20 protein-coding genes are annotated in these 23,964 nt (G+C 64.4%); 13 read left to right on the top strand and 7 right to left on the bottom strand.

What is annotated here, in order from left to right; all coding sequences use genetic code 11:
- Positions 1 to 24: 24 nt before the first annotated feature.
- The 4 genes from secF to ACP7BV_RS11020 all read left to right on the top strand — a co-directional run bounded on the left by secF (position 25) and on the right by ACP7BV_RS11020 (position 3,652).
- Positions 25 to 1,047: a protein translocase subunit SecF gene (gene secF, locus ACP7BV_RS11035; protein WP_426103869.1), complete on the top strand. Its 1,023-nt coding sequence runs from the start codon at positions 25 to 27 to the stop codon at positions 1,045 to 1,047.
- Positions 1,048 to 1,122: 75 nt separating this feature from the next.
- Positions 1,123 to 1,815, top strand: coding sequence for a helix-turn-helix transcriptional regulator (locus tag ACP7BV_RS11030; protein ID WP_426103868.1), 693 nt, complete (start codon positions 1,123 to 1,125; stop codon positions 1,813 to 1,815).
- A gap of 62 nt (positions 1,816 to 1,877) precedes the next feature.
- Positions 1,878 to 2,495 carry a glutathione S-transferase family protein gene (locus tag ACP7BV_RS11025; RefSeq protein ID WP_426103867.1) on the top strand — a complete coding sequence of 206 codons (618 nt, stop codon included), beginning with the start codon at positions 1,878 to 1,880 and terminating at the stop codon, positions 2,493 to 2,495.
- Between the two features lie 62 nt (positions 2,496 to 2,557).
- A complete protein-coding gene (locus ACP7BV_RS11020) occupies positions 2,558 to 3,652 on the top strand; it encodes a hypothetical protein (protein WP_426103866.1) in 1,095 nt (364 codons plus the stop codon).
- Between the two features lie 132 nt (positions 3,653 to 3,784).
- Here ACP7BV_RS11020 and ACP7BV_RS11015 read toward each other — a convergent pair whose 3' ends face one another.
- The 7 genes from ACP7BV_RS11015 to ACP7BV_RS10985 form a co-directional block, all read right to left on the bottom strand.
- Entirely contained in the window at positions 3,785 to 4,903 is a 1,119-nt protein-coding gene (locus ACP7BV_RS11015; protein WP_426103865.1) for a sterol desaturase family protein, read from the bottom strand.
- A 4-nt stretch (positions 4,904 to 4,907) separates the two neighbouring features.
- Positions 4,908 to 5,681: a hypothetical protein gene (locus ACP7BV_RS11010; RefSeq protein WP_426103864.1), complete on the bottom strand. Its 774-nt coding sequence runs from the start codon at positions 5,679 to 5,681 to the stop codon at positions 4,908 to 4,910.
- Positions 5,678 to 6,709 carry a transketolase family protein gene (locus ACP7BV_RS11005; RefSeq protein WP_426103863.1) on the bottom strand — a complete coding sequence of 344 codons (1,032 nt, stop codon included), beginning with the start codon at positions 6,707 to 6,709 and terminating at the stop codon, positions 5,678 to 5,680. The genes ACP7BV_RS11010 and ACP7BV_RS11005 overlap by 4 nt, the downstream gene beginning before the upstream one ends.
- Positions 6,706 to 7,554, bottom strand: a complete 849-nt coding sequence (locus ACP7BV_RS11000; protein WP_426103862.1) for a transketolase — start codon at positions 7,552 to 7,554, stop codon at positions 6,706 to 6,708. The genes ACP7BV_RS11005 and ACP7BV_RS11000 overlap by 4 nt, the downstream gene beginning before the upstream one ends.
- 302 nt (positions 7,555 to 7,856) lie before the next feature.
- A complete protein-coding gene (locus tag ACP7BV_RS10995) occupies positions 7,857 to 8,690 on the bottom strand; it encodes an HDOD domain-containing protein (protein WP_426103861.1) in 834 nt (277 codons plus the stop codon).
- Between the two features lie 95 nt (positions 8,691 to 8,785).
- A complete protein-coding gene (locus ACP7BV_RS10990) occupies positions 8,786 to 9,067 on the bottom strand; it encodes a hypothetical protein (RefSeq protein ID WP_426103860.1) in 282 nt (93 codons plus the stop codon).
- Entirely contained in the window at positions 9,064 to 9,531 is a 468-nt protein-coding gene (locus ACP7BV_RS10985; RefSeq protein WP_426103859.1) for a MarR family winged helix-turn-helix transcriptional regulator, read from the bottom strand. Before ACP7BV_RS10985 ends, ACP7BV_RS10990 begins: the two co-directional genes overlap by 4 nt.
- Before the next feature lie 114 nt (positions 9,532 to 9,645).
- On the opposite strand from ACP7BV_RS10985, the gene ACP7BV_RS10980 reads away from it, so the two are divergent.
- From ACP7BV_RS10980 to ACP7BV_RS10940, 9 genes are all read left to right on the top strand, one after another.
- A complete protein-coding gene (locus ACP7BV_RS10980) occupies positions 9,646 to 10,548 on the top strand; it encodes a DMT family transporter (protein WP_426103858.1) in 903 nt (300 codons plus the stop codon).
- A gap of 13 nt (positions 10,549 to 10,561) precedes the next feature.
- The gene (locus ACP7BV_RS10975; RefSeq protein WP_426103857.1) at positions 10,562 to 11,527 is read left to right on the top strand and encodes a GlxA family transcriptional regulator; all 966 of its coding nucleotides are present in this window, start codon (positions 10,562 to 10,564) and stop codon (positions 11,525 to 11,527) included.
- 336 nt (positions 11,528 to 11,863) lie between these two features.
- Positions 11,864 to 13,099, top strand: coding sequence for an acetylornithine/succinylornithine family transaminase (astC, locus tag ACP7BV_RS10970; protein ID WP_426103856.1), 1,236 nt, complete (start codon positions 11,864 to 11,866; stop codon positions 13,097 to 13,099).
- Positions 13,100 to 13,208: 109 nt separating this feature from the next.
- Complete coding sequence (locus ACP7BV_RS10965; protein ID WP_426103855.1) at positions 13,209 to 14,240, top strand: arginine N-succinyltransferase; 1,032 nt, start codon at positions 13,209 to 13,211, stop codon at positions 14,238 to 14,240.
- Between the two features lie 22 nt (positions 14,241 to 14,262).
- On the top strand, positions 14,263 to 15,297 hold the full coding sequence (gene astA / locus ACP7BV_RS10960) for an arginine N-succinyltransferase (protein ID WP_426103854.1): 1,035 nt from the start codon (positions 14,263 to 14,265) through the stop codon (positions 15,295 to 15,297).
- On the top strand, positions 15,290 to 16,759 hold the full coding sequence (gene astD / locus ACP7BV_RS10955; protein WP_426103853.1) for a succinylglutamate-semialdehyde dehydrogenase: 1,470 nt from the start codon (positions 15,290 to 15,292) through the stop codon (positions 16,757 to 16,759). The genes astA and astD overlap by 8 nt, the downstream gene beginning before the upstream one ends.
- 20 nt (positions 16,760 to 16,779) lie before the next feature.
- The gene (gene astB, locus ACP7BV_RS10950; protein ID WP_426103852.1) at positions 16,780 to 18,123 is read left to right on the top strand and encodes an N-succinylarginine dihydrolase; all 1,344 of its coding nucleotides are present in this window, start codon (positions 16,780 to 16,782) and stop codon (positions 18,121 to 18,123) included.
- A 120-nt stretch (positions 18,124 to 18,243) separates the two neighbouring features.
- A complete protein-coding gene (locus ACP7BV_RS10945) occupies positions 18,244 to 22,956 on the top strand; it encodes an NAD-glutamate dehydrogenase domain-containing protein (protein WP_426103851.1) in 4,713 nt (1,570 codons plus the stop codon).
- A 1-nt stretch (position 22,957) separates the two neighbouring features.
- Positions 22,958 to 23,947: a succinylglutamate desuccinylase gene (locus ACP7BV_RS10940; protein WP_426103850.1), complete on the top strand. Its 990-nt coding sequence runs from the start codon at positions 22,958 to 22,960 to the stop codon at positions 23,945 to 23,947.
- The last annotated feature ends 17 nt before the right edge of the window (positions 23,948 to 23,964 follow it).

Below are 23,964 nucleotides of genomic sequence, written 5' to 3'. Positions count from 1 at the left end.
GTACTCACTACAACAGGATTTAAGATGGAATTTTTCCGCATCAAGAAAGATATTCCCTTCATGCGCCATGCGTTGATTTTCAACGTGATTTCGGCGCTGACCTTCGTGGCAGCCGTGTTTTTTCTTTTTACCAAGAACTTGAATTATTCGGTCGAATTTACCGGCGGCACGGTGATGGAACTGCGTTATCCGGCCGCGGCCAATCTTGAAAAAATCCGCGCCGACTTGCACAAGCTCGGCTACGAGGCGCCTGAAGTGACGCCTTTCGGCACCGCGCAAGACGTCATGCTGCGCCTGCCGCCAGTCAAGGTCGTGCCTGGCGCAAGCAGTTCGCAGATCGTCTTCGAGACCCTGTGCAAGGCCGAGGGCGGCGAGCCCAAGTCGGTGGAACTGGCCGATGCCAAAGGCGTCAAACAGACCAAGGCAAGTTGCTTCAACCCGGCCAACGCGCAGGTGCTCGAACAGCGCAAAGTCGAGTTCGTCGGTCCGCAGGTGGGTGACGAACTGGCAACCAATGGCGCATACGCGCTGATCATGGTGGTCTTGTTCGTGATGGTCTATCTGGCGGTTCGCTTCGAATGGAAATATGCACTGTCGGCCATCATCGCCAACTTGCACGACGTCGTCATCATCCTGGGCTTTTTTGCCTTCTTCCAGTGGGAGTTTTCGCTGGCGGTGCTAGCCGGCGTGCTGGCGGTGCTGGGCTACTCGGTCAACGAATCGGTGGTGATTTTTGACCGAATCCGCGAAAACTTCCGCAAGGTGCGCAAGGCCAGCGTTGAAGAAGTCATTGACAGCGCGATCACCAGCACCATTTCGCGCACCATCATCACCCACGGCTGTACCCAGATGATGGTCCTGTCGATGCTGTTCTTTGGCGGCACCACGCTGCATCACTTTGCCATCGCGCTGACCATCGGTATCTGCTTCGGCATTTACTCGTCGGTGTTCGTGGCGGCGGCAATCGCCATGTGGCTGGGCGTCAAGCGCGAAGACTTGATCAAGCCGATCAAGGAAAAAGATGAAACGGACGGGGCCGTCGTCTAACGCGACTGCCTGAGCCGCTTTGCAATACATGCCGTGTAGCCTTTGCGCTACGCGGCATTTTTCATTTGGAGAACCATGAGCCGCACCGGACGCCTGTTCCTGCTGATGGACGCGCTGCGCGCCAACCGCCGCCCCGTCACCGCCGCCGCGCTGGCCGACAAGCTCGGCGTATCGGAACGCACCATCTACCGCGACATCCAGACGCTGGCCGGCCTGGGCGCGCCCATCGAAGGCGAAGCCGGGGTCGGCTACCTGCTGCGCGCCGGGATGTTTTTGCCGCCGCTGATGTTCAGCCCCGACGAACTCGAAGCGCTGGTGCTGGGTGCGCGCTGGGTCCGGCAGCAGGGCGACGACGGCCTGGCCCAGGCGGCCAGCAACGCGCTCGCAAAAATTGCCACCGCCACCCCGCGCGACCTGCGCGACGCCATGGCAGAAACCAGCCTGTGGGTGCCGGGTCCGCGCGCGGCGCGCTCGAGTGAAGCGTTCCTGCAGCCCGCGCGCGAAGCGATTCGCCACGAACACAAGCTGCGCATGCTGTATTGCGACGAGGCCGGCAAGGAATCGGAGCGCGTGGTGTGGCCGTTCGCGCTGGCGTTTTTTGAAGGGCGGCGCATCCTGGCCGGCTGGTGCGAACTGCGCTCGAGCTTTCGGCACTTTCGCATCGACCGCGTTAGGCAGGCGGACAGCACGGGCGAGCGCTATCCGGCGCACCGCAGCGACCTGCTGGCGCGCTGGCGCAAGGAACTCGATATCGACCCGGACTCCTGACAGAAACTGTCGCAGGCCGCCCTTATGATGAAGGCCTGTTCACAACACCAAGGAGATACGACATGCGACTCTACACCAACCCCCTGTCATCGAATGCGCGCCGCGTGCGTCTGACCGCCCACCTGTTGGGCATGCCGCTCGAGCTGCTCGAAGTCAACCTCAAGGACGAGGCAGAGCGCAAGCGTCTGCGTGAGATCAACCTGAACGGCAAGCTGCCGGTGCTGGAAGATGGCGATTTTTCGTTATGGGAATCGTGCGCCATCATGCAGTACCTGGCCGACCTTTCGCCGGACCAGGAACTGTACCCGCAAGATGCGCGCGCCCGTGCCGACGTCAACCGCTGGATGTTCTGGGTCAGCCAGCATTTCGCGCCGGCGGTCGGCGTGCTGACGTTTGAAAATATCTGGAAAGCCATGCGCGGCATGGGCGAAGCCGACCCGCGCGAACTGGCGCGCGGCGAACGCGAGCTGCTGCAGTTCGGCGCCGTGCTCGACGCCCAGCTTGAAGGGCGCGAATGGGTGACCGGCAAGTCGATCACTTTGGCGGACCTGGCGATCGCCCCGTCGCTGATGTACATCGAGCGCGGCCGCCTGCCCCTGGAGCGCTTCCCGAATGTGATGGCCTGGTTCGAACGCATCAAGGCACTCGAGGCCTGGCAGCAAACCGACGTGCGCTGGTAATCCGGCCATTCCCGCCAAAAGCTCCTACAATCAAGTGCAGGAGCTTTTTTTACGGGTGAACGATGCAAGACACTGGCGCGACGGCTTGGCAAGGCACTCCCGGCTGGATCGGCGGGCGCAGCTTTGACCGGTGCTTTTTCTTTGGTGCCGGAATGCTGGCCGTGGCCGCAGGCTCGCTTGCGCTGGCGGTGCCGGCAACCATCATGCCGCTGTGGTTATTGTGGCTGTGGCTGATTGAAGGGCCGCACCTGGTGGCGACATGGCAGCGCACCTACCTCGACGCGCAGTGCCGGCGCGAACGGCGGCGCATGCTGCTGGTCAGTTTGCTGTGGCTGCTGCCGGCGCCATTCATGCTCATTGCATCATGGTGGCTGGGCCGGCCCGACCTGTTCTTGCTGCTGCTGGGTGGCGCCGCGCTATGGTCGTATCACCATGCGGTGCGCCAGCATCACGGCATTGTGTCGGTGTACCAGCGGCTGGGCAAGGCCAGCGCACAGGCGCGCCTTCTCGACAGCCGCCTGCTGCACGCCACCATGTGGGGCGCGGTCGCGCTGTTCATTTTTGTCCACCGTTTCAATCGTGCCCAGCTCGGTCTGGCGCCTGCGCTCGGGCACGGCGAGCGCGTTGTCGCCGCCGTGCTGGCCGGCGCGCTGGGGCTGGCCGTGTGCGGGTGGATGCTGGCGCTGGTGCAGCGCTGGCGGCGCGGCGAGACGCTCAGGCCAGGCTTGCTGGCACTGTTCGTGGCGGTCGGTAGCACGCTGTTTGCGTTTTTTGCGGTGGGGATGCGCGAGCCGCTGCTGCCAGGGGTGCTGACGCCCGAGCAAGTGTTCATGGCCGCCAGCGTGGTGGCCGGGATTGTGCATGGGATGCAGTATCTGGGGATGGTGATTGCCACCAGCCGCCGCCGCGCTGCCGATGTGTTTGGACGCAAGCCGCTGCTGGCGTATGGGGTGATGGTAGTGGTGTCGCTGCTGTATCTGTGGCTCACGTTCTTGCGGGGCGCGCCGCCGCCCGGGCAACTGGCGCCCTCGCACGCGGCGCAGATGTTTCTGGCGCTGTACTGGGGGCTGTTTTTTCATCATTACTGGCTCGATCAGCAGATCTGGAAGCCGTCGGTGGATGCGCGCTTGCGGGCGGAGCTGGGGCTGGTGCGGTAGACGGAGGCAACGGGCAGTACGCATGGTTTTCCCGGCGTCTTTCGAGATCGGGCGGTAGGACCGTAGGTCGGATTGCGCTTCGCTTATCCGACCTACGGTCCTGCAGCACGTTCATACCGGCGGCAGCGCCGCTCACGCCAGCAGCACCCAGGCACCGGCGGCCAGCGTGACGGCGCACCTGGCAGCCTCCACCGCCCACGCCCGGCGCCGCCCATCGAGCAAGCCGCCAATCGACGACAACGCCGCTACCGTCGCCACTGCCGCAGCCAGCTGCCACTGCCACGCAAAATCATCGCGCGGGATCAAGACCAGCAGCGACAAGCACAGCGTCACCACAAACTGCACAGCCGCATAGATCTTGACGCCGCGCCCAATGCTCGCCGCCGGCAAGGCCGTTCCCGGCACCGGCGCGCGCGCGCCCGCAGGCAGCGTCCCGGGACGCCCGAACAGCACGCGCAAGCCTTCGCGCCATGACCCGGCCTGGCGCGCCAGGCGCCACAGGTCGCGCTGCAGCACGAACTGCGACCTGACCCCGTCATGCGTCTCATAGCCGTTGCTGCTGCCGTACTGCGGCGCGTGCGCCGGATCGCGCCGCACGTGGGTGCCGAACAGCCGGTCCCAGATGCACAGCATGGCCCCAAAATTCTTGTCCACATACGGATCGTTCTTCGCGTGGTGCAGCACATGCGACTGCGGCGTGACGAAGATACCCAGGCTGGGAAAACGAAACTGTTCGGTATGCGTCAGCAGTGCATGCAGCGACATCAAGGTGGTGATGATGAAAAAATGCGCGGTCGGCACCCCGGCCAGTGGCAGCCACACATAGAACGGAAACGAATACAGATCTGAAAACCAGGCGTGCCGCATTGCGACCGTATAGTTCATCTGCTCGGGCTGATGATGCACGCCGTGCACCGTCCAGCAGGCCGCCACGCGGTGGTCGAACCGGTGGTGGCAGTAGTGGCCAAAGTCGGCCAGCACCAGCGCCAGCACCCACGGCTGCCAGCTGCCCGCGCCCCAGTGCAGCAGCGCGAAATGGCGAAACGCCCACTCGTACAGGAGGATCAGCGCGGGACCCAGAAACAGGCCGATGACCATCGTGCCAAGGCCGGTGGACAGATTGTTGATCGATACGGGCAGCGTGATGGCGGGCATCCCGCGCTTTTTTGCGCGCCGTGCTTCAAGCCAGATCAGCAGGAAATACAGCGGCACCCCGAACGAATAATACGCAGTCGTCTCCATCGCCTTCATGCAATCAACCCTCCACCAGCAGCTGGTCGACCTGCTGCATCAGCAGGCTGATTTTGCGGCTGTACTCGGGGCTGCCGATCACTTCGACCGCGCCGCCGCGCACGCCGTCCATCTGGCTGCCGGTGGCGGTCAGCACCGCCAGCGCGGCGTCCACATCGGGGAACACGAAATGCACGAACGGCTCGCGAGCGGTGCAGGCGCCGCGCCCGGTCAGTACTTTGCCTTCCTTCATGCGCAGCCAGCACACGATGCCTTCGCGCGCCACGGTCCACTGGTACAGCCGGTCGGGGCTTGCCGCGGTGAGCGCCGTCATGCCGGGGTGAGCGCCATGCTGCAGCTCGGCCAGCGCGCGCGTGACAAGCTGCAGCAGCAGCGTCACGCGCAAGCTGCGTTGTGCAGGTTCGAGCGGCGCCGCTTGCGGCTGCAGCATGTTGAGCGTGGCGAACAGGCGCGCCACGCGCGTGAACAGCACCGGATGGCGCAGAGCGCCTGACACCGATGGCAGCACCAGCGCCCCACCGAAAAACGCGTTGAGGGCGGCGACATCCTTGAACGTGAACTCCAGTTCGGCCGGGCCAATGTCGTGGGTGACCTGCAGCGCGCCGCCGGCAAACACCAGGCGCGCGGCCAGCGGCGAATTCGCTACCGCGATCTGCACGCTCGCCTCCACCTTGGCGAACGCGCCGGCCATGGAGGGAAGGTCGCGCACCACCAGTTCCAGCAGCGGCACCAGGGCGCGCAGGAAGACGCGCGCGCGCAGTTCCTCGCGCGCGCTCACGGGGCGTTCTCCCAATCGACACGCTCGGTAAAGTCGGCGCCCATCATGGCGGCGATGGCGGCCAGGATCGCGTCTTCATCGAAGCCTCCGATATGCATCAGGTCTTCGGGCACGCCCATCGGCAGGAAAGTGTCCAGATGGCCCAGGCGCCGGAAACTGCAGCCCTGGCCCGATTCGGCGATCACTTCGGCCACCGCGGTTCCCAGGCCGCCGACGATGGAATGGTCTTCGACCGTGATCACCCGCCCCACCTCGAGCACGGCGGCCAGCACGGCGGCGCGGTCGAGCGGTTTGACCGATGCCACGTTCAGCACCCGCACGCTCACGCCGTGGCGCGCGGCCCGGCGCGCGGCGCGCAAGGCTTCGTGCACGCACGGGCCGATGGCCAACAGCGCCACGTCGGAGCCAGGCGCCAGTTCGCGCGCCTTGCCGATTTCAAAGGGCAGGCCGTGCAGGGCCGGCAGGTCGGGTTCCACGCCGCGCCCCAGGCGCAGGTAGACCGGCCCCGCGTGCGCCAGCGCGGCCAGCAGCGCGGCGCCCATTTCATGGCCGTCGGCGGGGGCCAGCACCACCATCCCGGGAATGCCGCGCATGATGGCCAGGTCCTCGACGGCGTGGTGGGTCGGCCCGCCCTGGCCGTAGGCCACGCCCGCCAGCGTGCCGATGATCTTGACGTTGCGCGCGCCGTAGCCGATATCGGTGCGCACGAATTCGGCCGCGCGCAGCGTGGCAAACGTCGCGTAGCTGCACACCACGGGCGTAAAGCCGGTCGCGGCCAGGCCGGCCGCCACCGCCATCAGGTTTTGCTCGGCGATGCCGACATTGAAATAGCGCTCGGGGAAGGCCGCCTTGAAGCGGCCGATCTTGGTCGAGTTGCCCAGGTCGGCGGTGAGGGCGACGATGAGGTGATCGGCATGCCCGGCCTTGACCAGCACCTCGCCCCAGGTTTCGGCCTCGCTGATCAGGTTGACGTCTTCGACGGTCCAGGTGAAGCCCTGGATCTTGGCGCTTGCGTGGCTCGTGCTCATGCCGGCGCTCCCGCGCGCACCGACGCCAGCGCCACGGCCAGCATCTGCGAGTCGAGCGCGCCGTAGTGCCAGCGCGCCTGGTCCTCCATGAAGGCCACGCCCTTGCCCTTGACGGTGTCGGCGATGATCACGCTGGGCGCTTCGCACGGCGCGCACGCCTGCGCGAGCGCGTCGGCCAGCGCGTCGTGGTCGTGGCCGTCGCAGGTGACGGCGCGCCAGCCGAACGACTGCCATTTCTGCGCCAGCGGTTCGAGCGGCACTTCCTGTTCGGTGAAGCCATCCATCGTCAGCCGGTTGCGGTCGACAATGGCGATCAGCTTGTTCAGGCGCTGGCTGGAGGCCGCGATCGCCGCTTCCCAGGTCGAGCCTTCGTAGCATTCGCCGTCCGACAGCAGGCACACGGTGCGCGAAGGCCAGCGGTGCAGGCGCGCGCCGAGCGCCATGCCGGTGGCGATGCCCAGGCCGTGGCCGAGCGAACCGGTGGCCGTCTCGATCGCGCTGACCTGGCGGTGGTCCATGTGCATGCCCAGCGCGCTGCCGGTGTCGCCAAAGTTGGACAGCAGCGCAGGTTCGAGCAGGCCGCAATCGGCCAGCACCGCAGCCAGTCCAAGCCCGCCGTGGCCCTTGGACAGGATGAAGCGGTCGCGCTGCGCCCAGTCGGGCCGCGCAAGGTCGAAGCGCAGCACCCGGTGATACAGGGCGACCAGGATGTCGGTCTGGCTCAGGGCGCCGCCCACGTGGCCGGAACCGGCGTCGTAGACAATCTGGAGGATGCTTTCGCGCACGCGCATGGAGGCGTCGCGCAGGCTGGTACGCTCGGCGGCGGTCAGCACGCTGTTTGACATGAAGTCGGCATCCGGGCTTTCGAATTAGGTAATCGCTAAGTTTGCGATACTAATACGTGCGCAGCGCGGTGGCAACTAGTCTCGTTGTCAGGTACCGAAGAGGGAAAAAAAGCGCATGATGAAGCTTCCAAACGTGCTGGAAATCAATTAATTCGTATTTCCTCGTGGAATCTTTTGCTTGTGTGTGGCAACGCACAGAAAGAAAATACACGAGGAACTATAGTTCAGTTGTCTCTTTCAGGACATCCCTAGTTTTGGACTTGGCCCGCTCTTACCAGCGGGCGTTTTTTTGTCCAGCGCTTTTACAGCAGTGCCGCCGTGAGCGTCTTGACCTCTTCGGCCGACTCTTCGAGGATGCTGTTCAAGGTGCCTTCGCCAATCACGAAGTCGATCGTCGAAGCAGACTGCATGCTGGTCGCGCCCGCGCGCTCATGCAGCGGGGAGGCGATCGGCGAAAGATCGTTGGCCAGCAACAGGGTGTCGCCCAAGGTTTCCGGCGGCAAGGCGCGCATGCCCGCCCACAAGCCTTCAATGGCTTGCATGACAGCCGCAGGCACATTCAATTTTTGCAACACACAGCGGCCAATCTGCACTTCGCCGTACTCGACCCATTCCTCCGGGTCGCCGTCCAACAGGCCCGGAAACTCTTCCACGCGCGACAACAGGTAAAAGCCGCCCACTTCGTGCACGATGCCGGCAAACAGCGCCGTTTCAGGGTCGAGGTGCGCCACCCGTTTGGCGATCACCTGCGAGAGCGCAGCCACGTGCGCCGAATGTTTCCACAACTGATCGGCCTTGGCGCGCAGGGCGGGCTGGGTGATCTTGCTGTCGAGCTGGCGCACGATGACGGCCGCCGCCAGCGCATTGAGCGTGCGAAAACCCACCCGCTGCACGGCATTGCGCACATTGGTGATTTCGTTGCCGGAGCGGTTGTAGGCGACCGAGTTGGCGATGGCGACGGTGCGCGCGGCCAGCAGCGGCTCGGACTGCACCAGGCGCGCGGCGACCTCGGCATGGCAATCGGGATCGTTCAGCGCCCGTTGCAGCTTGAGCGTGGCATCCACGTTGGTGGGAAAGGTAAGCTCGCCGCGGCTTGCTTGAGCAGCAATGCTCTTGAAGGCTTCAAGTCTGTCCATGAGAAATTTATACCCCTATAAGTTGGTCAAAACTTGCCGCCAAAGAGTGCTTCGAAGCATTATTCTACGCCTGTGCTGCGCGTTTGTGCAGCAGATTAAGGCTCGCTGAAAATGGCGTCGTAGCCATCTTGCGGTGCTTCCGTATCCTTCAGCTCATCGACCAGGCCCAGGTCGAAAAGTTCCTCCACCGCATTCATGAAACTGTTGACCTTGGTCGCGCCGATCAGGCGGTAAATGTCGCCCTCTTCGTTGCGCACGCCGATCAGCATTTTTTCCTGGCGCACTTCGTCGGGCGTGGCCACGTTCAATAGCAAGTTGCCAATGATGTTCTTGTCAAATTTGGCGGGAGTCTGGCCTTCGAGCAGGGTGGTTTTCAAAATTCTTCCTTCTGTTGTTGTGTTGTGGGGCAGGTGGAACGCTCGGCCAGGAGTTGCTTGAGCTTGCGCAGCGTGTGGTCCATGGCATCGAAATCGGCATCGGAATAGGGCGCGAACAGCGCCTTGCCCTGGGCGACGACGGTCGGAAAGACGTCGGCAAAGATTTTTTCGCCTTGCACCGTCAGGCGCACCGAAAAAGAACGCTTGTCTTCGCTCGAGCGGATTCTTTCCACCAAACCCTTGCTGTCGAGGCGCTCGATGACGCCCGTCAGCGTGCCCTTGGTGATCAATGTCTTGTCGCCCAGCTCCTTATACGTCATCCCGGGCGTATTGCCCAGCGTGGCGATAATGTCGAACTGTGCATGCGTCAGGCCGCAGCGGCGCACCGCCTCGCCGGAAAACCGCTCGAAGCCTTGCAGGCATTCCGCCAGCAAGCGCACACTCTTTAGATAACGTTCCCCCATAGGCATTGATTATAGCTGGCTACGCCGAATTTGCCCCGGCCACATTCGCGTTTTGCCCGGTGGACAGGTACCATAGCGCCCTGATTCCACGCGCCAATCGTCAAAAGGAAGCACATGAGTTACCAGTTGCGGGGCATTCTGGCCCTGCTGGTCGTCACCCTGGTCTGGGGCACCACCTTTCCCGCCATGAAAGCGCTGACGGCGGCCGTCTCGCCGGCCTGGATCGTGTTCACCCGCTTTGCATTGGCGGCGCTGCTGCTCGCGCCCTTTCTGGTGCGCGGCGCGCGCGCCGACCTGCGTTCCGGCCTGCTGCTGGGCTTGTTGCTGTTTTTTTGCTACGTGTTCCAGGTCGAAGGCTTGAACCTGACCAGCTCGAACCGCAACGCCTTTATTTGCGGGCTCAATGTACTCATCGTCCCGCTGCTGGGCATCGTGGCCGGGCGCGCTCCCGAGCCGCGCATCTGGATTGCGCTGGCGCTGGCCGTGGCCGGGCTGGGCGCGCTGTCGTGGGATGGCGGCGCGTGGGGCTTTGGCGACACCCTCGCGCTGGGCGCGGCGCTGTGCTTCGGGCTGTACGTCAAGATGATGGAAGTGCACACCCGCGCCGCCACGCGCCTGATGACCATCACCGCGATGCAGATTGCCACCGTGGCCGCCTGCGCGGCGCTGTGGCTGCTGGCGACCGAAGTACCGTTTGCAAGGCCCGCCTTTGACGTCTACGCGCAAAACATTGCTACGGCGCTCGAGGGCGGCGCCTACAATATTGTCTACCTCGGCGTGGTGGCCACGGCGGCCATCATCTCGCTGCAGACCTGGGGGCAGAGTCACAGCAGCGCCAATGAAGCGGCCGTGATCTATGCCTTCGAGCCGGCGGCCGCCGCGTTTTTCGCGTTTTTCTGGCTCGGCGAAACGATGACGGCGCGCGGCTGGATCGGCGCGGCGTTGTTGATCTCCGGTATGATAGTGAGTCAATGGAACAGCGAACGGCGTCCTGCCGGCGCGCTGGTGCCCGAGTAAGCCGACAAGCCGCATGCCACTTACCAAACTCTCCCGCCTTGCCCAGGAAAAGCCGCTGCGCGTGCTGCTGATTAACGCCGGCGAGCCGGACACGCTGACCTGGTCGGGCCTGTACCAGCCGCTGCGCCTGGCCGCCAAGATTGTCGGCCCCGAGCGGCTGCACGTGGACGTGCGCAGCCCCGATAAATTTGTCGGCGGCGACCAGTCGCACTGGCACCTGGTGTTGCTGGTGGCTGACGAAGCGCAGGCATCGCTGAAACCGGCCAACAGCCGCAAGCTGATCGAGCGCTGCCGCGCCGCGCCGTTTTGGGGCGGGGTGGGGGCGGGCGTGCTGTGGCTGGCCGACGCGGGCGTGCTCAACGGCGTGCGCACGGCGCTGCCGTGGGCCTTGTATGTGGATGTCGACAGCATCGCCGACCATGCGCTGTTTACACCGCATCTGTATGAAGTGGACGAGCACCGGCTGACCTGCTGCGGCGGCGCGGCCAGCATCGACTTTGCCTTGACGCTGGTGGAAACGCTGTTTGGCGCCGGCGTGCAGGCCCAGATCAAGGAAACGCTGTGCGTGGACCGGGTGCGCGGGAAGGAAGAGCGGCAGCGGGTGGCACTGCAGGCGCGGTTTGGCGCCTTGCAACCGAAGCTGACGGAAGCGGTGACGCTGATGGAGTCGAACATTGAAGAGCCGCTATCGACGGATGACATTGCCAACCTGGTCGGCATTTCCCGGCGCCAACTTGAACGCCTGTTCAAACAATATCTTGGCAGCCTGCCGTCGCGCTACTACTTGGAGCTGCGACTGCAAAGGTCCCGCCAGTTGCTACTTGACACCCACTATTCAATCGTCCAGGTGGGGCTGATGTGTGGCTTCTCGAGCGGCTCGCATTTCTCGACCGCATTTGGCGCCTTGTTCGGCCACACCCCCCGCGAAGAGCGCCAGCGCAAACTCGCCACCCCCCCATCGGGGTCAGACCTCAATTAATAAATTTCCTGAAATTGGAGGTCTGACACCAATTAAGCAACGAATTTGGCGAAAAATGGGCTTCGTTGTTCGTCTTCGGAGATCAATGGCGTGTCTGGAAATGCGAATGTCGGCCGGTCGCGATCAAACAATAAAAACAATGGGGACAGACCTCCAGTTTGAAGAAATTCTTTAATCGAGGTCTGACCCCGGGGGGGGGGGGCTGTTGGTGGTGGGCAAAAATGAAAATGCTTGTCGCGTATTCAAAAGATGTTTGGGGCCGGCGTTCTTATAATGGGTCGATGCATCCAGCGGTTTCGGCCGGATGCGCCCCCCTAACATTGGATGAGGATTGCCATGAACGCTAAGCTTGATTCCGCTACGACAACCCGCCCTGTTACCAGGCAGACTTTCGACGACGTCCTCGTGCCAACCTACGCGCCCGCCGCGATGGTGCCCGTGCGCGCCGCCGGACTCGACCTGTGGGATCAAAATGGCAAGCATTACCTCGACTTCACGTCCGGCATCGCTGTCTCGTCGCTCGGCCATTGCAACCCGACCCTGGTCGCCGCGCTGACCCAGCAGATCAACAGCCTGTGGCACCTCGGTAACGGCTACACCAATGAGCCGGTCCTGCGCCTGGCGCTCGCGCTCACCGAAGCCACTTTTGCCGACCGCGCTTTCTTTTGCAACTCGGGCGCGGAAGCGAACGAAGGCGCCTTGAAGCTGGCGCGCAAGTACGCCCACACCAAGTTCGGCCCCCACAAGTCGCGCATCATTTCGTGCCTGTCGTCGTTCCACGGCCGCACGCTGTTTACCGTGTCCGTCGGCGGCCAGCCCAAGTACACCGAGGGCTTCGAGCCGCTGCCGCAAGAAATTCACCACATTCCCTACAACGATATCGACGCTGCGCGCGCCGCCATTGGCGACGATGTCTGCGCCGTGATCGTGGAACCGATCCAGGGCGAAGGCGGCGTCATTCCGGGCAATCCGGAATACCTGCAGGCGCTGCGCGAATGCTGCGACAAGGTCGGCGCGCTGCTCATTTTCGACGAAGTCCAGTCAGGCGTGGGCCGCACCGGCGCGCTGTACGCGTACATGGACAAGGGCGTCACGCCCGACATCCTGACTACCGCCAAGGCCCTCGGCAACGGCTACCCGATCGGCGCCATGCTGACCACCAACGAGATCGCCGCGCACTTCGGCGTCGGTTCGCACGGCACCACCTACGGCGGCAATCCGCTGGCCGCCACCGTGGCGCTGAACGTGATCGACATGATCAACCAGCCAGCTTTCCTGGCGCGCGTAAAAGAAGCGTCGGCCAAGATCTTTGCCAACCTCACCCAGCTCGCGGTCGACTTTCCGCAGGTGTTCGGCCAAGTGCGCGGTTCGGGCCTGCTCATTGGTCTGCCGGTCGCCGAGCCGTTCAAGGGCCGCGCCAAGGACATCACCAAGGCGTGCGAAGCGATGGGCCTGATGCTCTTGATCGCCGGCCCCGATGTGGTGCGCCTGGCGCCCGCCCTGATCGTCACCGACGCGCAAATTGACGAAGCGGACCGCATCATGCGCGCCGCCGTCGCCGGCATGCTGTAAACGGCGCCTGCCAAGTAAGCCCAACTGGCCTGCCCCGCACGCGCGGGGCTGGTCGTTCAAGCTGGTTCAAGCAAGTTCAAGCAAGTCGCTAGTCCTTTAGGGAGCTCCCATGTTTGTTGTTCGTCCGGTTGAACTTACGGATATCGACGCCCTCGAAACGCTGCTGGCCGGGGCCACGCGCGGCGTGCACACGCTCCCCAGGACGCGCGAGAAAATCGCCGTCGCGGTCGAGCGCTCCATCGCATCGTTTGCCGCCCATGTCGACATTCCAAGCGAAGAGTCGTACGTCTTCGTGCTGGAACAGCAGTCGAGCGGCGCCATCGTCGGCACCGCCGCCATTTTCGCGTCGGCCGGTTCCAACGGCACCTATTTTTCGTTTCGCAACGACGTCATCCAGCAAGTCTCGCGCGACCTCAATATCAGCCACAGCGTGCATGCGCTCACGCTCTGTTCGGAGCTGACCGCGTATTCGCAGCTGTCCGGTTTTTACCTCAATGACCGCGCCCACGCCGGCCTTGAAGCGGGCCTGCTCTCTCGCGCGCGCTTGCTGTTCGCGGTGCTCGCGCCGCACCGCTTTGGCGACCGCTTTTTCGTGCCGCTGGCAGGCGTCACCGACGCCAACGGCCAGTCGCCGTTCTGGGAGGCGCTGGGCCGCAAGTTCTTCAAGATGGATTTTCTAGATGCTGAAAAAGTCATCGGCGGGGCGCGCAACCGCACCCTGATCGTCGAACTGATGCCGCACTATCCGGTCTATGTGCCGCTGCTGCCTGGCGACGCCCAGGCCGCCATGGGCCAGATCCATGCCGACGGTGAACTTGCCTTCAGCCTGCTGACCGAGGAAGGTTTCGAAGCTGACGACTACGTCGACATTTTCGACGGCGGCCCGATCCTGCAAGCCCACAAAAACAGCCTGCGCTCGTTCTCCGGCTCCATGCTGCGCCGCGTGCTGCATGCCGAACCTGGCAATTCGTCGGACTTGATGGTCACCTATGCGATTGCCGCCAGCTGCGAGGAAAACTTCCGCGCCGTCACCGCGTCGTGTCCGGCCGCCGACAGCGGCGAGACCGTCAGCCTGACCCAGGAAGTCCAGGACGCGCTGATGGTGGTGCCGGGCGAAAACGTCATCTGCGTCAGAATCTGACAGAGAAAAAAGAGAGAACCCTATGCTAGTTGTACGCGCAATCACCGCAGCGGACCTGGACCCGCTGATCGACTTGGCGAAGCAGGTCGGCAGCGGCATGACCACCCTCAAGCCGGACCGCAAGATGCTGGGCGACCGCGTGACGGTAGCCGTGGCTTCGTTCGCAGGCACCATCCCGCCCGAGCAGCGCGATTACATGTTCGTGATGGAAGACACTTCCAGTGGCCGCCTGGCCGGCATCTGCGCGATCAAGGGCGCGGTGGGCCTGGATGAGCCGTTTTATAACTACCGCATCGGCACCCTGGTCCATTCCAGCCACGAGCTGAACGTGTTCAGCCGGATGGACACGCTCTACCTGTCCAACGACCTGACCGGCGCGACCGAACTGTGCTCGCTGTTTTTGCACCCCGATTACCGCAGCGGCAACAACGGCAAGTGGCTCTCGAAAAGCCGGTTCCTGTTCATCGCCCAGTTCCCGCATCTGTTCACCGAAAAGCTGATCGCCGAAATGCGCGGCTACCAGGAAGAAGACGGCCGCTCGCCTTTCTACGAAGGCCTGGGCCGCCACTTCTTCAAGATGGATTTCAACCATGTCGACCATTTGACGGCGATAGGCAAGAAGTCCTTCATCGCCGAGCTGATGCCGCGCCAGCCGATGTACGTGGCATACCTGCCGGACGACGCCCAGGAAGTGATCGGCAAGGTGCACCGTTCGACGGCGCCCGCGCGCCGGTTGCTGGAACAGGAAGGCATGCACTTTGAAGGCTACGTCGATATTTTTGACGCCGGCCCGGTGCTGCAGGCGCGCGTGTCCGAGCTGCGCGCACTGCGCGACAGCACGGTGGCGATTGCCGACCCATCTGCAGTGTCAACTGATGCCGAGCCGCTGCTGGTGTCGAACACCAGGCTGGAAGACTTCCGCATGATCGTCACCCACGCCAATCCCGTCGCCGGCAAGATCGCCTTGACGGCGTCGGAGCTGGCATTACTGCACTGCCAAAGCGGCGATTCGATTCGCACGCTGTCACTTAGCGTAAGGAAGAATGTACATGTCTAACCTCAGCAATTTCATCAACGGCGCATGGCTGGCCGGGACCGGCCAGGAACTGGTGACGATCGATCCATCGACCGGCGCGCAGACCTGGTCAAGCAACGAGTCCACCGCGCAGGACGTGCAGAGCGCGGTGCAGGGAGCGCGCGCAGCGTTCGATGCCTGGGCCTTGACGCCCCTGGAAGAGCGCATCGCCGTGTGCACGCGCTATCGCGACCTGCTCAAGGAAAACGCGGAAGAGCTGGCGCAGACCATTGCCGAGGAAGTGGGCAAACCATTGTGGGAAGCGCGCAGCGAAGCGGCGATCATGGCCAACAAGGTCGACATCTCGATCCAGGCCTACGGCGCGCGCACCGGCGAAGTGGCGGCCAAGGTCGCCGACGGCAATGCCGTGCTGCGCCACCGCCCGCACGGCGTGTTCGGCGTCTTCGGTCCCTACAACTTCCCCGGCCACCTGCCCAACGGGCATATCGTGCCGGCCCTGATCGCCGGGAACACGGTGGTCTTCAAGCCCAGCGAATACGCGCCGCGCACCGCGATCAAGACGGTGCAGCTGTGGCAACAGGCCGGCCTGCCTGCCGGCGTGATCAACCTGGTCAACGGCGGGCGCGACACCGGCATCGCGCTGGGCAAAAACGATGGGCTCGACGGCGTGCTGTTCACCGGCAGCTGCCAGACCGGCGTGGCGCTGCACAAGCAGTTCGGCGGCCAGCCCGGCAAGATGCTGGCGCTGGAAATGGGCGGCAATAATCCGCTGGTGGTGTGGGACGTGCGCGATATCGACGCCGCCGTCCACCACGCCATCATGTCGGCGTTTATCTCGGCCGGCCAACGCTGCACCTGCGCGCGCCGGCTGGTGGTGGCCGATACCGAAGAAGGCGACGCCTTCATCGAGCGCCTGGTCGAAGTGGCGGCGACGCTCAGCGTTGGCGCCTCGAACGCCGAACCGCAGCCTTTCATGGGCCCGGTCGTCTCGGCAGCAGTGGCCGCGCGCCTGGTGCAAGCCCAGGCCGACATGGCCGCCAAGGGCGGCAAGGTGCTGCTACAAATGACGCAGCGCGATCCAAAGGCGGGCTTTGTCACGGCCGGCATCGTCGACGTCACCAACGCCAAGGGCATCCCTGACGAAGAGTGGTTCGGCCCGCTGCTGCAGATCGTGCGCGTGGCCGACTTTGACGCCGCGATCAAGGTCGCCAACAACACCGAATTCGGCCTGGCCGCGGCGCTGCTGTCGAACGACGAGGCATTGTGGAAGCAGTTCGCGGTGCAGGCGCGCGCCGGCATCATCAACTGGAACCGGCCGACGACCGGTGCGGCCAGCAGCGCGCCGTTTGGCGGCGTGGGCAAATCGGGCAACCACCGTCCCAGCGCTTACTATGCGGCCGACTACTGCGCGTATCCGGTCGCGTCGATCGAAACGAGTGAACTCGAAATGCCGGCCAAGCTGTCTCCAGGCCTCACGTTCTAGGACTACAGGACAACACCATCATGCCATCAGCACGCGAATACAACTTCGACGGCCTTGTCGGCCCCAGCCACAACTACGCCGGCCTGTCGTTCGGTAACGTGGCCTCGTTCTCCAACGTGAAAAGCGCGTCCAATCCAAGGCAGGCCGCCTTGCAGGGCCTGGCCAAGATGCGCGCGCTGGCCGCGCGTGGCTTTGCCCAGGCGCTGCTGCCGCCGCAGTCGCGTCCCAACTTTCGCCTGCTGCGCTCGATCGGCTTTGGCGGCACCGACGCCGACGTGCTGGCGCGCGCCTACCGCGAGGCACCCGTGATCCTGGCCTGCGCCTACTCTGCTTCGCCCATGTGGACCGCCAACGCGGCAACCGTCAGCCCGTCCGCCGACACCTTCGATGGACGCACCCACTTCACCGCCGCCAACCTGAACAACAAGCTGCACCGCGCCGACGAGCATGCCCAGTCGAGTCGCACGCTGCGCGCCTTGTTCAGCGACGAAAAGCACTTTGCGGTGCACGCGCCGCTGCCGTCGACGCCGGCGTTCGGCGATGAAGGCGCGGCCAACCACACCCGCTTGTGTGCCGAACATGGCGCCAGGGGTGTCGAATTTTTCACCTACGGGAAGGTCGAATTCGACCCGTCCGCACCAAGCCCGAAAAAATACCCGGCACGCCAGACCATGGAAGCGTCGCAAGCCATCGCGCGCCTGCATGGCCTGGATGCGGCGCGCACCGTGTTCGCGTCCCAGAATCCGGATGTGATCGACCAGGGCGTGTTCCACAATGACGTCATCGCGGTCGGCAACGGCAACGTGCTGTTTTATCACGAGCAGGCGTTTCACGATGAAGCGGCCGTGCTCAATAAACTGCGCGCGGCGCTGGACGGCGTGGGCGCGCAACTCAACCCGATTCGCGTCGATACGCGCGTGGTGTCGGTCGGCGACGCGGTGGCCAGTTACCTGTTCAACAGCCAGTTGCTCACCAAGCCGGATGGCAAGATGGCACTGGTCATTCCCCAGGAGTGCGAGGAAAACCTGGCCGTGGCGCGCTACCTCGAGCAGCTCGTCGCCAGCGACGGTCCGATCGATGAACTGATTCACTTCGACCTGCGCCAGAGCATGCGCAACGGCGGCGGACCGGCGTGCCTGCGCTTGCGCGTGGCGCTTACCGAACTGGAAGCGGGCGCCATGCACCAGAACGTGATCATGACCGAGGCGCTGTACGCCACGCTGGTCGAGTGGGTCGGCAAATACTACCGCGACCAGCTCGACCCCAAGGACCTGGCCGACCCGCAGCTGGCGATCGAATGCCAGCTGGCGCTGGAGGAACTGATGCGCATTCTCGCGCTGCCTGGACTTTACGACCTGACGTAGAATACGCCCACTCGAAAATTATGACTGGACGGGCCAACCCCGTTCGCCAATAAATGCGCAAACGTACCGCCACAAGCAGGCGCGCATGCGACGAATACAACCAAGTATTGGAGATGCAAGATGAAACAGATGCCACAAGATTTGCGCAAACAGACGCTTGACCTGATCAACGCCAACCATGGCGCCGCAGACGGCAGCCCGGTCGCAGCCCTGATCGGCGCCTGGCTTGCATCGCTGGACGATGAAGACCTGTCCGGCACCTCCCCCGACGCGCTCGCGCCGGTGCTGCACGACGGCTTCACGCAGGCGGCCGGGCGCACCGTCCAGGGCTGCCAGATCGCCCAGTTGCGCCACTCCGATGGCCGCGGCGGCATGGCTACTGCCTTGCTCATCCTGAACGACGACATGCCTTACCTGGTCGATTCGATCGTCATGGCAATGCGCAAGCAGCGCGTGGCTGTCACCGGCGTCATGAATTCCGTGCTGGCCGTGCGGCGCGATGCGGCGGGCGCTGCAGTGGCCGTCGGTGAAGCCGGCGCACCGCTGGAATCGTATGTATTGTGCCTGCTGGCCGAAGACTTGCTGGCCGACGAACTGGCCGCGCTGGTCGCGCGCCTGCAGATGGTCGCGCGCGACGCGGCTGTCGTGCGCCGCGATGCGGTGGCCATGGCTGACCGCCTGACCTCCGTGGCCGCAGCGGCCGCCATGAACGGCACCGAAGGCCAGGAAGCGGCGGCGTTTCTCGAGTGGGCTAAAAATGAAGGCTTCGAGCTGTTCGGCTACGCGTATTACGTCGTCAAGCCGGGCGTGCGCGAACTTGAGCGCGACATCCCGAGCCGCATCGGCGTCTTGCAAGACACGGCGCACCCGGTCTACGGGACCTGCATCGCCAACATCCCGGGCGACTTTGAAACCCTGTCCAAGCGCGCCGACACGCTCTCGATCGTCAAGGCCGACGTCGAAGGCACGCTGCACCGCGACCAGCCGCTCGACTTTATCGGCGTGCGCGACACCGACGCCCAGGGCAATATCCGCGGCGAGCATTGCTTTGTCGGCCTGTTCACCCGCGCCGCCACCGCAACGCCGCTGGCGCGCCTGCCGTTTGCGCGCGGCCGCGTGGCCAAGGTCCTGAGCCTGGCCGGCGTGCGCCAGGAAGGCTTTCGCGCCGAAAAATTCCTCGAAATTCTCGAATCGCTGCCGCGCACCGAAGCGCTGGAGTCCGATCCCGAATGGCTCTCGCAAGTGTGCAGCTCGGTCGTGTCGCTGTACAAGCAACCGCGCGCCAAGGTGTTCGCGCGGCGCGACGTGTATGCGCGCCACCTGAACGTGCTGGTCTACCTGCCGCGCGAGCGCTACAGCGCCGCCGTGGCCGCCGCCCTGGCCAGCGCCCTGAAGGAAAGCTCGGGCGCGCTGGACGTGCGTTCGCAGACCCTGGTGGCCGACGGCCCGCTGGCCCGCGTCTACCTGATCGCCCACGCCGCGCGCTACCCGCTCGACCTGGAAACGGACATCCAGCGCCCGCTGCTGTCGGTGCTCGACGGCTGGCACGACAAGTTCGCCGCGCTGACCGACAATGTGTTCGACATGGGCACCCGCAGCAGCCTGCGCAAACTGTGCTCCACGCTGCCGGTCAATTATGTCACCGCGACCGCGCCGGAAGTGGCCTTCCACGACCTGAACGCGCTGCTGCACAACGGCCATGAAGGCCACGTTGCCGTGCGCGTGCTGGCCGACGACGCCGGCAGCGCCACCGTGCGCCTGTATTCGGTGGGCGCTGTGCCGTCGCTCTCGCGCATCCTGCCGGCATTGCAAAATGCCGGCGTGGCGATCGACCGCGAGCAGACCTACTCGATCGTGCTGGCCGACGGTTCCAGGCGCTTTGTCACCAGCCTGGCGGTGGATGCCGACAGCGCGGCGAAGCTGGCCAGGCCGAACATTGTGGAAGTGGCGCAGGAGCTGTTTGCGTCGCTGTTCAACGATGAAGCCGAAGACGGGCGCTTGAATGGCCTGGTCATCGAAGGCGGGCTGTCGACGCGTGAAGTGCAGCTGGTGCGCGCCTACATCGGTTACTGGCGCCAGACCGGCAGCAAGTTTTCGGTGCGCTACATGGCCGACACGCTGCGCCGCCAGCCGGGCATGGTCAAGGAGCTGGTGGAATACTTCATCGCCCGCTTCGACCCATCGCTGCCTGAAGCCGAGCGCGTCGCCACGGCCGACAAGATCCGGTCCGTCAAGAAGCGCCTGGCCGCGGTCAACCATGCCGACACCGAGGAAATCCTGGCCGCGCTGGTCGACCTGATGCTCGCCACCGTGCGCACCAACTACTTCCAGAACGACCAGCAGGGCGACAAGATCATCTTCAAGTTCGACACCAGCAAGCTGGCGCTGGTGTCCGAGCCGCGTCCGTACCGCGAAATCTACGTGTTCTCGCGCCGCTTCGAAGGCCTGCACCTGCGCGGCGGCCCGGTCGCCCGCGGCGGCCTGCGCTGGTCGGACCGGATGGAAGACTACCGCACCGAAGTACTGGGCCTGGTCAAAGCGCAGATGGTCAAGAACGCGGTCATCGTGCCGGCCGGTTCCAAGGGCGGCTTTGTCTGCAAGCAGATGCCGAAAGACGCGGTGCGTGAAACCATCGCGGCTGAAGGCGAGGCCGTCTACCGCCTGTTCATCTCCAGCCTGCTGGAAGTGACCGACAACCGCGTGCGCGGCGAGATTGTGCCGCCGCAGGACACCGTGCGCTACGACCAGGACGATCCATACCTGGTGGTGGCCGCCGACAAGGGCACGGCAACGTTCTCCGACATTGCCAACAGCATCGCCGTCAAGCGCGGCTTCTGGCTGGGTGACGCGTTTGCGTCGGGCGGCTCGAACGGCTACGACCATAAAAAAATGGGCATCACCGCCAAGGGCGCGTTCGAAGCGGTCAAGCGCCACTTCTACGAGATGGACCATGACATGAACACCACCCCGATCACCATGGTCGGCGTGGGCGACATGTCGGGCGACGTGTTCGGCAACGGCGTTCTGCTGTGCCGCCAGCTGAAGGTGCTGGCCGCGTTCGACCATCGGCATATCTTCCTTGACCCGGCGCCGGACGTCGCCGTCTCGTTCGCCGAGCGCGAGCGCATGTTCGCGCTGCCACGCTCTTCGTGGGAAGACTACAACAAGGCGCTGATCTCGCAGGGCGGCGGCGTATTTCCGCGCACCGCCCGTTCGATTGAACTGACGCCCCAGGTGCGCGCCGCGCTCGACATCGAAGAGAGCGTGCTCACGCCGGAAGAACTGATGCACCGCATCGTGCTCGCGCCCGTCGACCTGTTCTACAACGGCGGCATCGGCACCTATATCAAGGCCTCGACCGAAACCAACGCGCAGGTCAAGGACCGCGCCAACGACCATATCCGGGTCAATGGCAACGCGCTGCGCTGCAAGGTGGTGTCCGAAGGCGGCAACCTGGGCGCCACGCAGAACGGCCGGATCGAGTTTGCGCTGGCCGGTGGCCGTATCTTCACCGACGCGATCGACAATTCGGCCGGCGTGGATTGCTCTGACCATGAAGTGAACGTCAAGATCTGGCTCGACACCGAAGTGAACGCCGGCCAGTTGCCGGAAGTGGACCGCAACCGCATCCTCAACGACATGACCAGCGAGATCGAAGAGCTGGTCCTGCGCGACAACAAGCAGCAGACCCACTTGCTCACGCGCGAAGTGCAATCGCAGGTGCATCCTGAAGTGGTGGATGGCTACGCGGCGCTGATCGCCAGCCTTGAAGCGGAGGGTGCGCTCTCGCGCGAACTGGAACAGCTGCCAAGCGACGCCGAACTGCAGCGCCGCAAGGCGGGCGGCATTGGTCTGACGGCGCCGGAACTGGCGGTCGTCATTGCCAACGTCAAGAACCGTTTCAAGCGCATCATGGCGACCTTGCCTTTGACCGAACTGCCATGGGCCGAGTCGGTGCTCAAGCCTTATTTCCCGACCCAGCTGGTGGCCACCCGCAACGCGCTGGCGCATCCGCTGGCCAATACCATCCTGGCCACGGTGCTGGCCAATGAAGCGGTCAACCGCTGCGGCCCTTTGATGATCCGCGACCTGGCCGTGGAGCATTCGGTGGACGAGTCGGATGTGGTCAAGGCCTGGGGCCAGTCGTGGTCGGCGCTGCACCTGGCGCCGGTGTTCGCCGCGCTCGACGCGGACGCGCTCAACGTGCCGCGGGCAGTGTCGATCAAGGTCGACGCCCGCACCCGCGTACTGTTCAAGGCCATCATCGAAGGCGTGCTGTCGGTTCCCGTGGATTTGCAGCGCGGCGCCGGCGGCATGCAAGAACTGTCACGCCTGTTTGCCGAGCCGGAAATGCTGCGCCAGCTGATGCCGTTCAAGGCCGAGGCGGACGAATACCCGGCGCTGGCGTCTTCGTTCACCCAGGCGTGGAAAGCGGTGGATGCGATCGAAGCGGTCGCCACATTCCTGTTTGCGGCGGTGTCGGTGCAGCGCCCGGCCGGCATGTCGCTGGCCCAGTTCCTGCAAGTTGGCATGGCGCTGCGCGGCCAGGCCGGCATCGACACGCTGGAGCGCGGCCTGAAGCTGGCCGCCCACTCCAAGTCGCAGGAACAGTTGCGCAGCTACGCCACGCAAGCGCTGCGCCGCACGCAGCAGCGCTTGTTGCTGCAGGTGCTGGGCCGCTCGTCGAGCGGCGGCGACGCCATGGAAGCGGTGGAATTGGTCACCAACAGCATGGGCCTGGCCGGCTACGCGCCTGCGCTCGAACTGGAGCAGGCGATGCTGGACGTGTGGGCGCTGTCCGAGGCCACCACGTCGGTCCCGGTGGCGGCATAAGATGCCTACCCCGGGAGCATTGCCAGAGGCCGTGCGCGCACTGGCCGAAGCTGATTTCGGCGCCGTCGCGCAGCGCTTTGTCGCCGCCGGTTTCACCGTGCTCCAGAGCGCCAAGGGCATCCTGAGCATCAAGGGCGATGCTGCGGCGGCGCGCGCCGCCGTGGTGCTGTCGGTCGGCGTGCATGGGGATGAAACGGGGCCGATCGAAGTGGTGGCCCAGGTGCTCGAGGCCCTGTCGCAGGAGCCGCATGCGTTGGCGGTGGACCTGATGGTTTGCGTTGGCAATATCGACGCCATCGCGGCCGGCAAGCGCTTTATTGATGCGGACCTGAATCGGATGTTCCGTCCGGTGCGCGGCGCGCTGGCCGACGCGGCGGAAGCGGGGCGGGCGGACGCGATGATCGCCGCCACCGACGCGTTTTTCGACGGCGCCGGCCCAAAGCGCTGGCACCTGGACCTGCATACGGCGATTCGGCCGTCCGTCTATCCAACCTTTGCCATCGTGCCCGACCTGATCGCCGCCGGCGCCAAGAGCGCGCTGATTGGGTGGCTGGGGCAGGCGGCGATCGGCGCCATCATCATGAATCCGCAGTCGGCCGGCACCTACAGCTATTATTCGGCCGAGTTTCATGGCGCTGCCGCCAGCACGGTGGAGCTGGGGCGCGTTGGTACGCTGGGACAGAACGACTTGTCGCTGTTTGCCGACGTCCAGGCGGCGCTTGAAGACCTGCTGCGCGGCGCTGCGCCGGCCGCGCCAAAGGTGGAGCCGCATGTCTTCAAGGTGGCGCAGGAAATCATGAAGCTATCAAGCGGTTTTCAGATGGCCTTCGACCGCAGCACGCAAAACTTTACCGCGCTGCAGCAAGGCGACGTGATTGCCACCGACGGCGAGACCGTCTATCGCGTCCAACACGCCGAAGAACTGGTCGTGTTTCCCAATCCGGACGTGCGGGTTGGCCTGCGCGCCGGCTTGATGGTGGTGCGCAGCTGACGGCTCATTGCCCGTTT

The organism is Massilia sp. TSP1-1-2, from assembly GCF_049896185.1.
Classification (GTDB): Bacteria; Pseudomonadota; Gammaproteobacteria; order Burkholderiales; family Burkholderiaceae_D; genus Telluria_A.
Note: the sequence above shows the minus strand (reverse complement) of the source record. Positions and strands in the feature narration are given on the sequence as shown.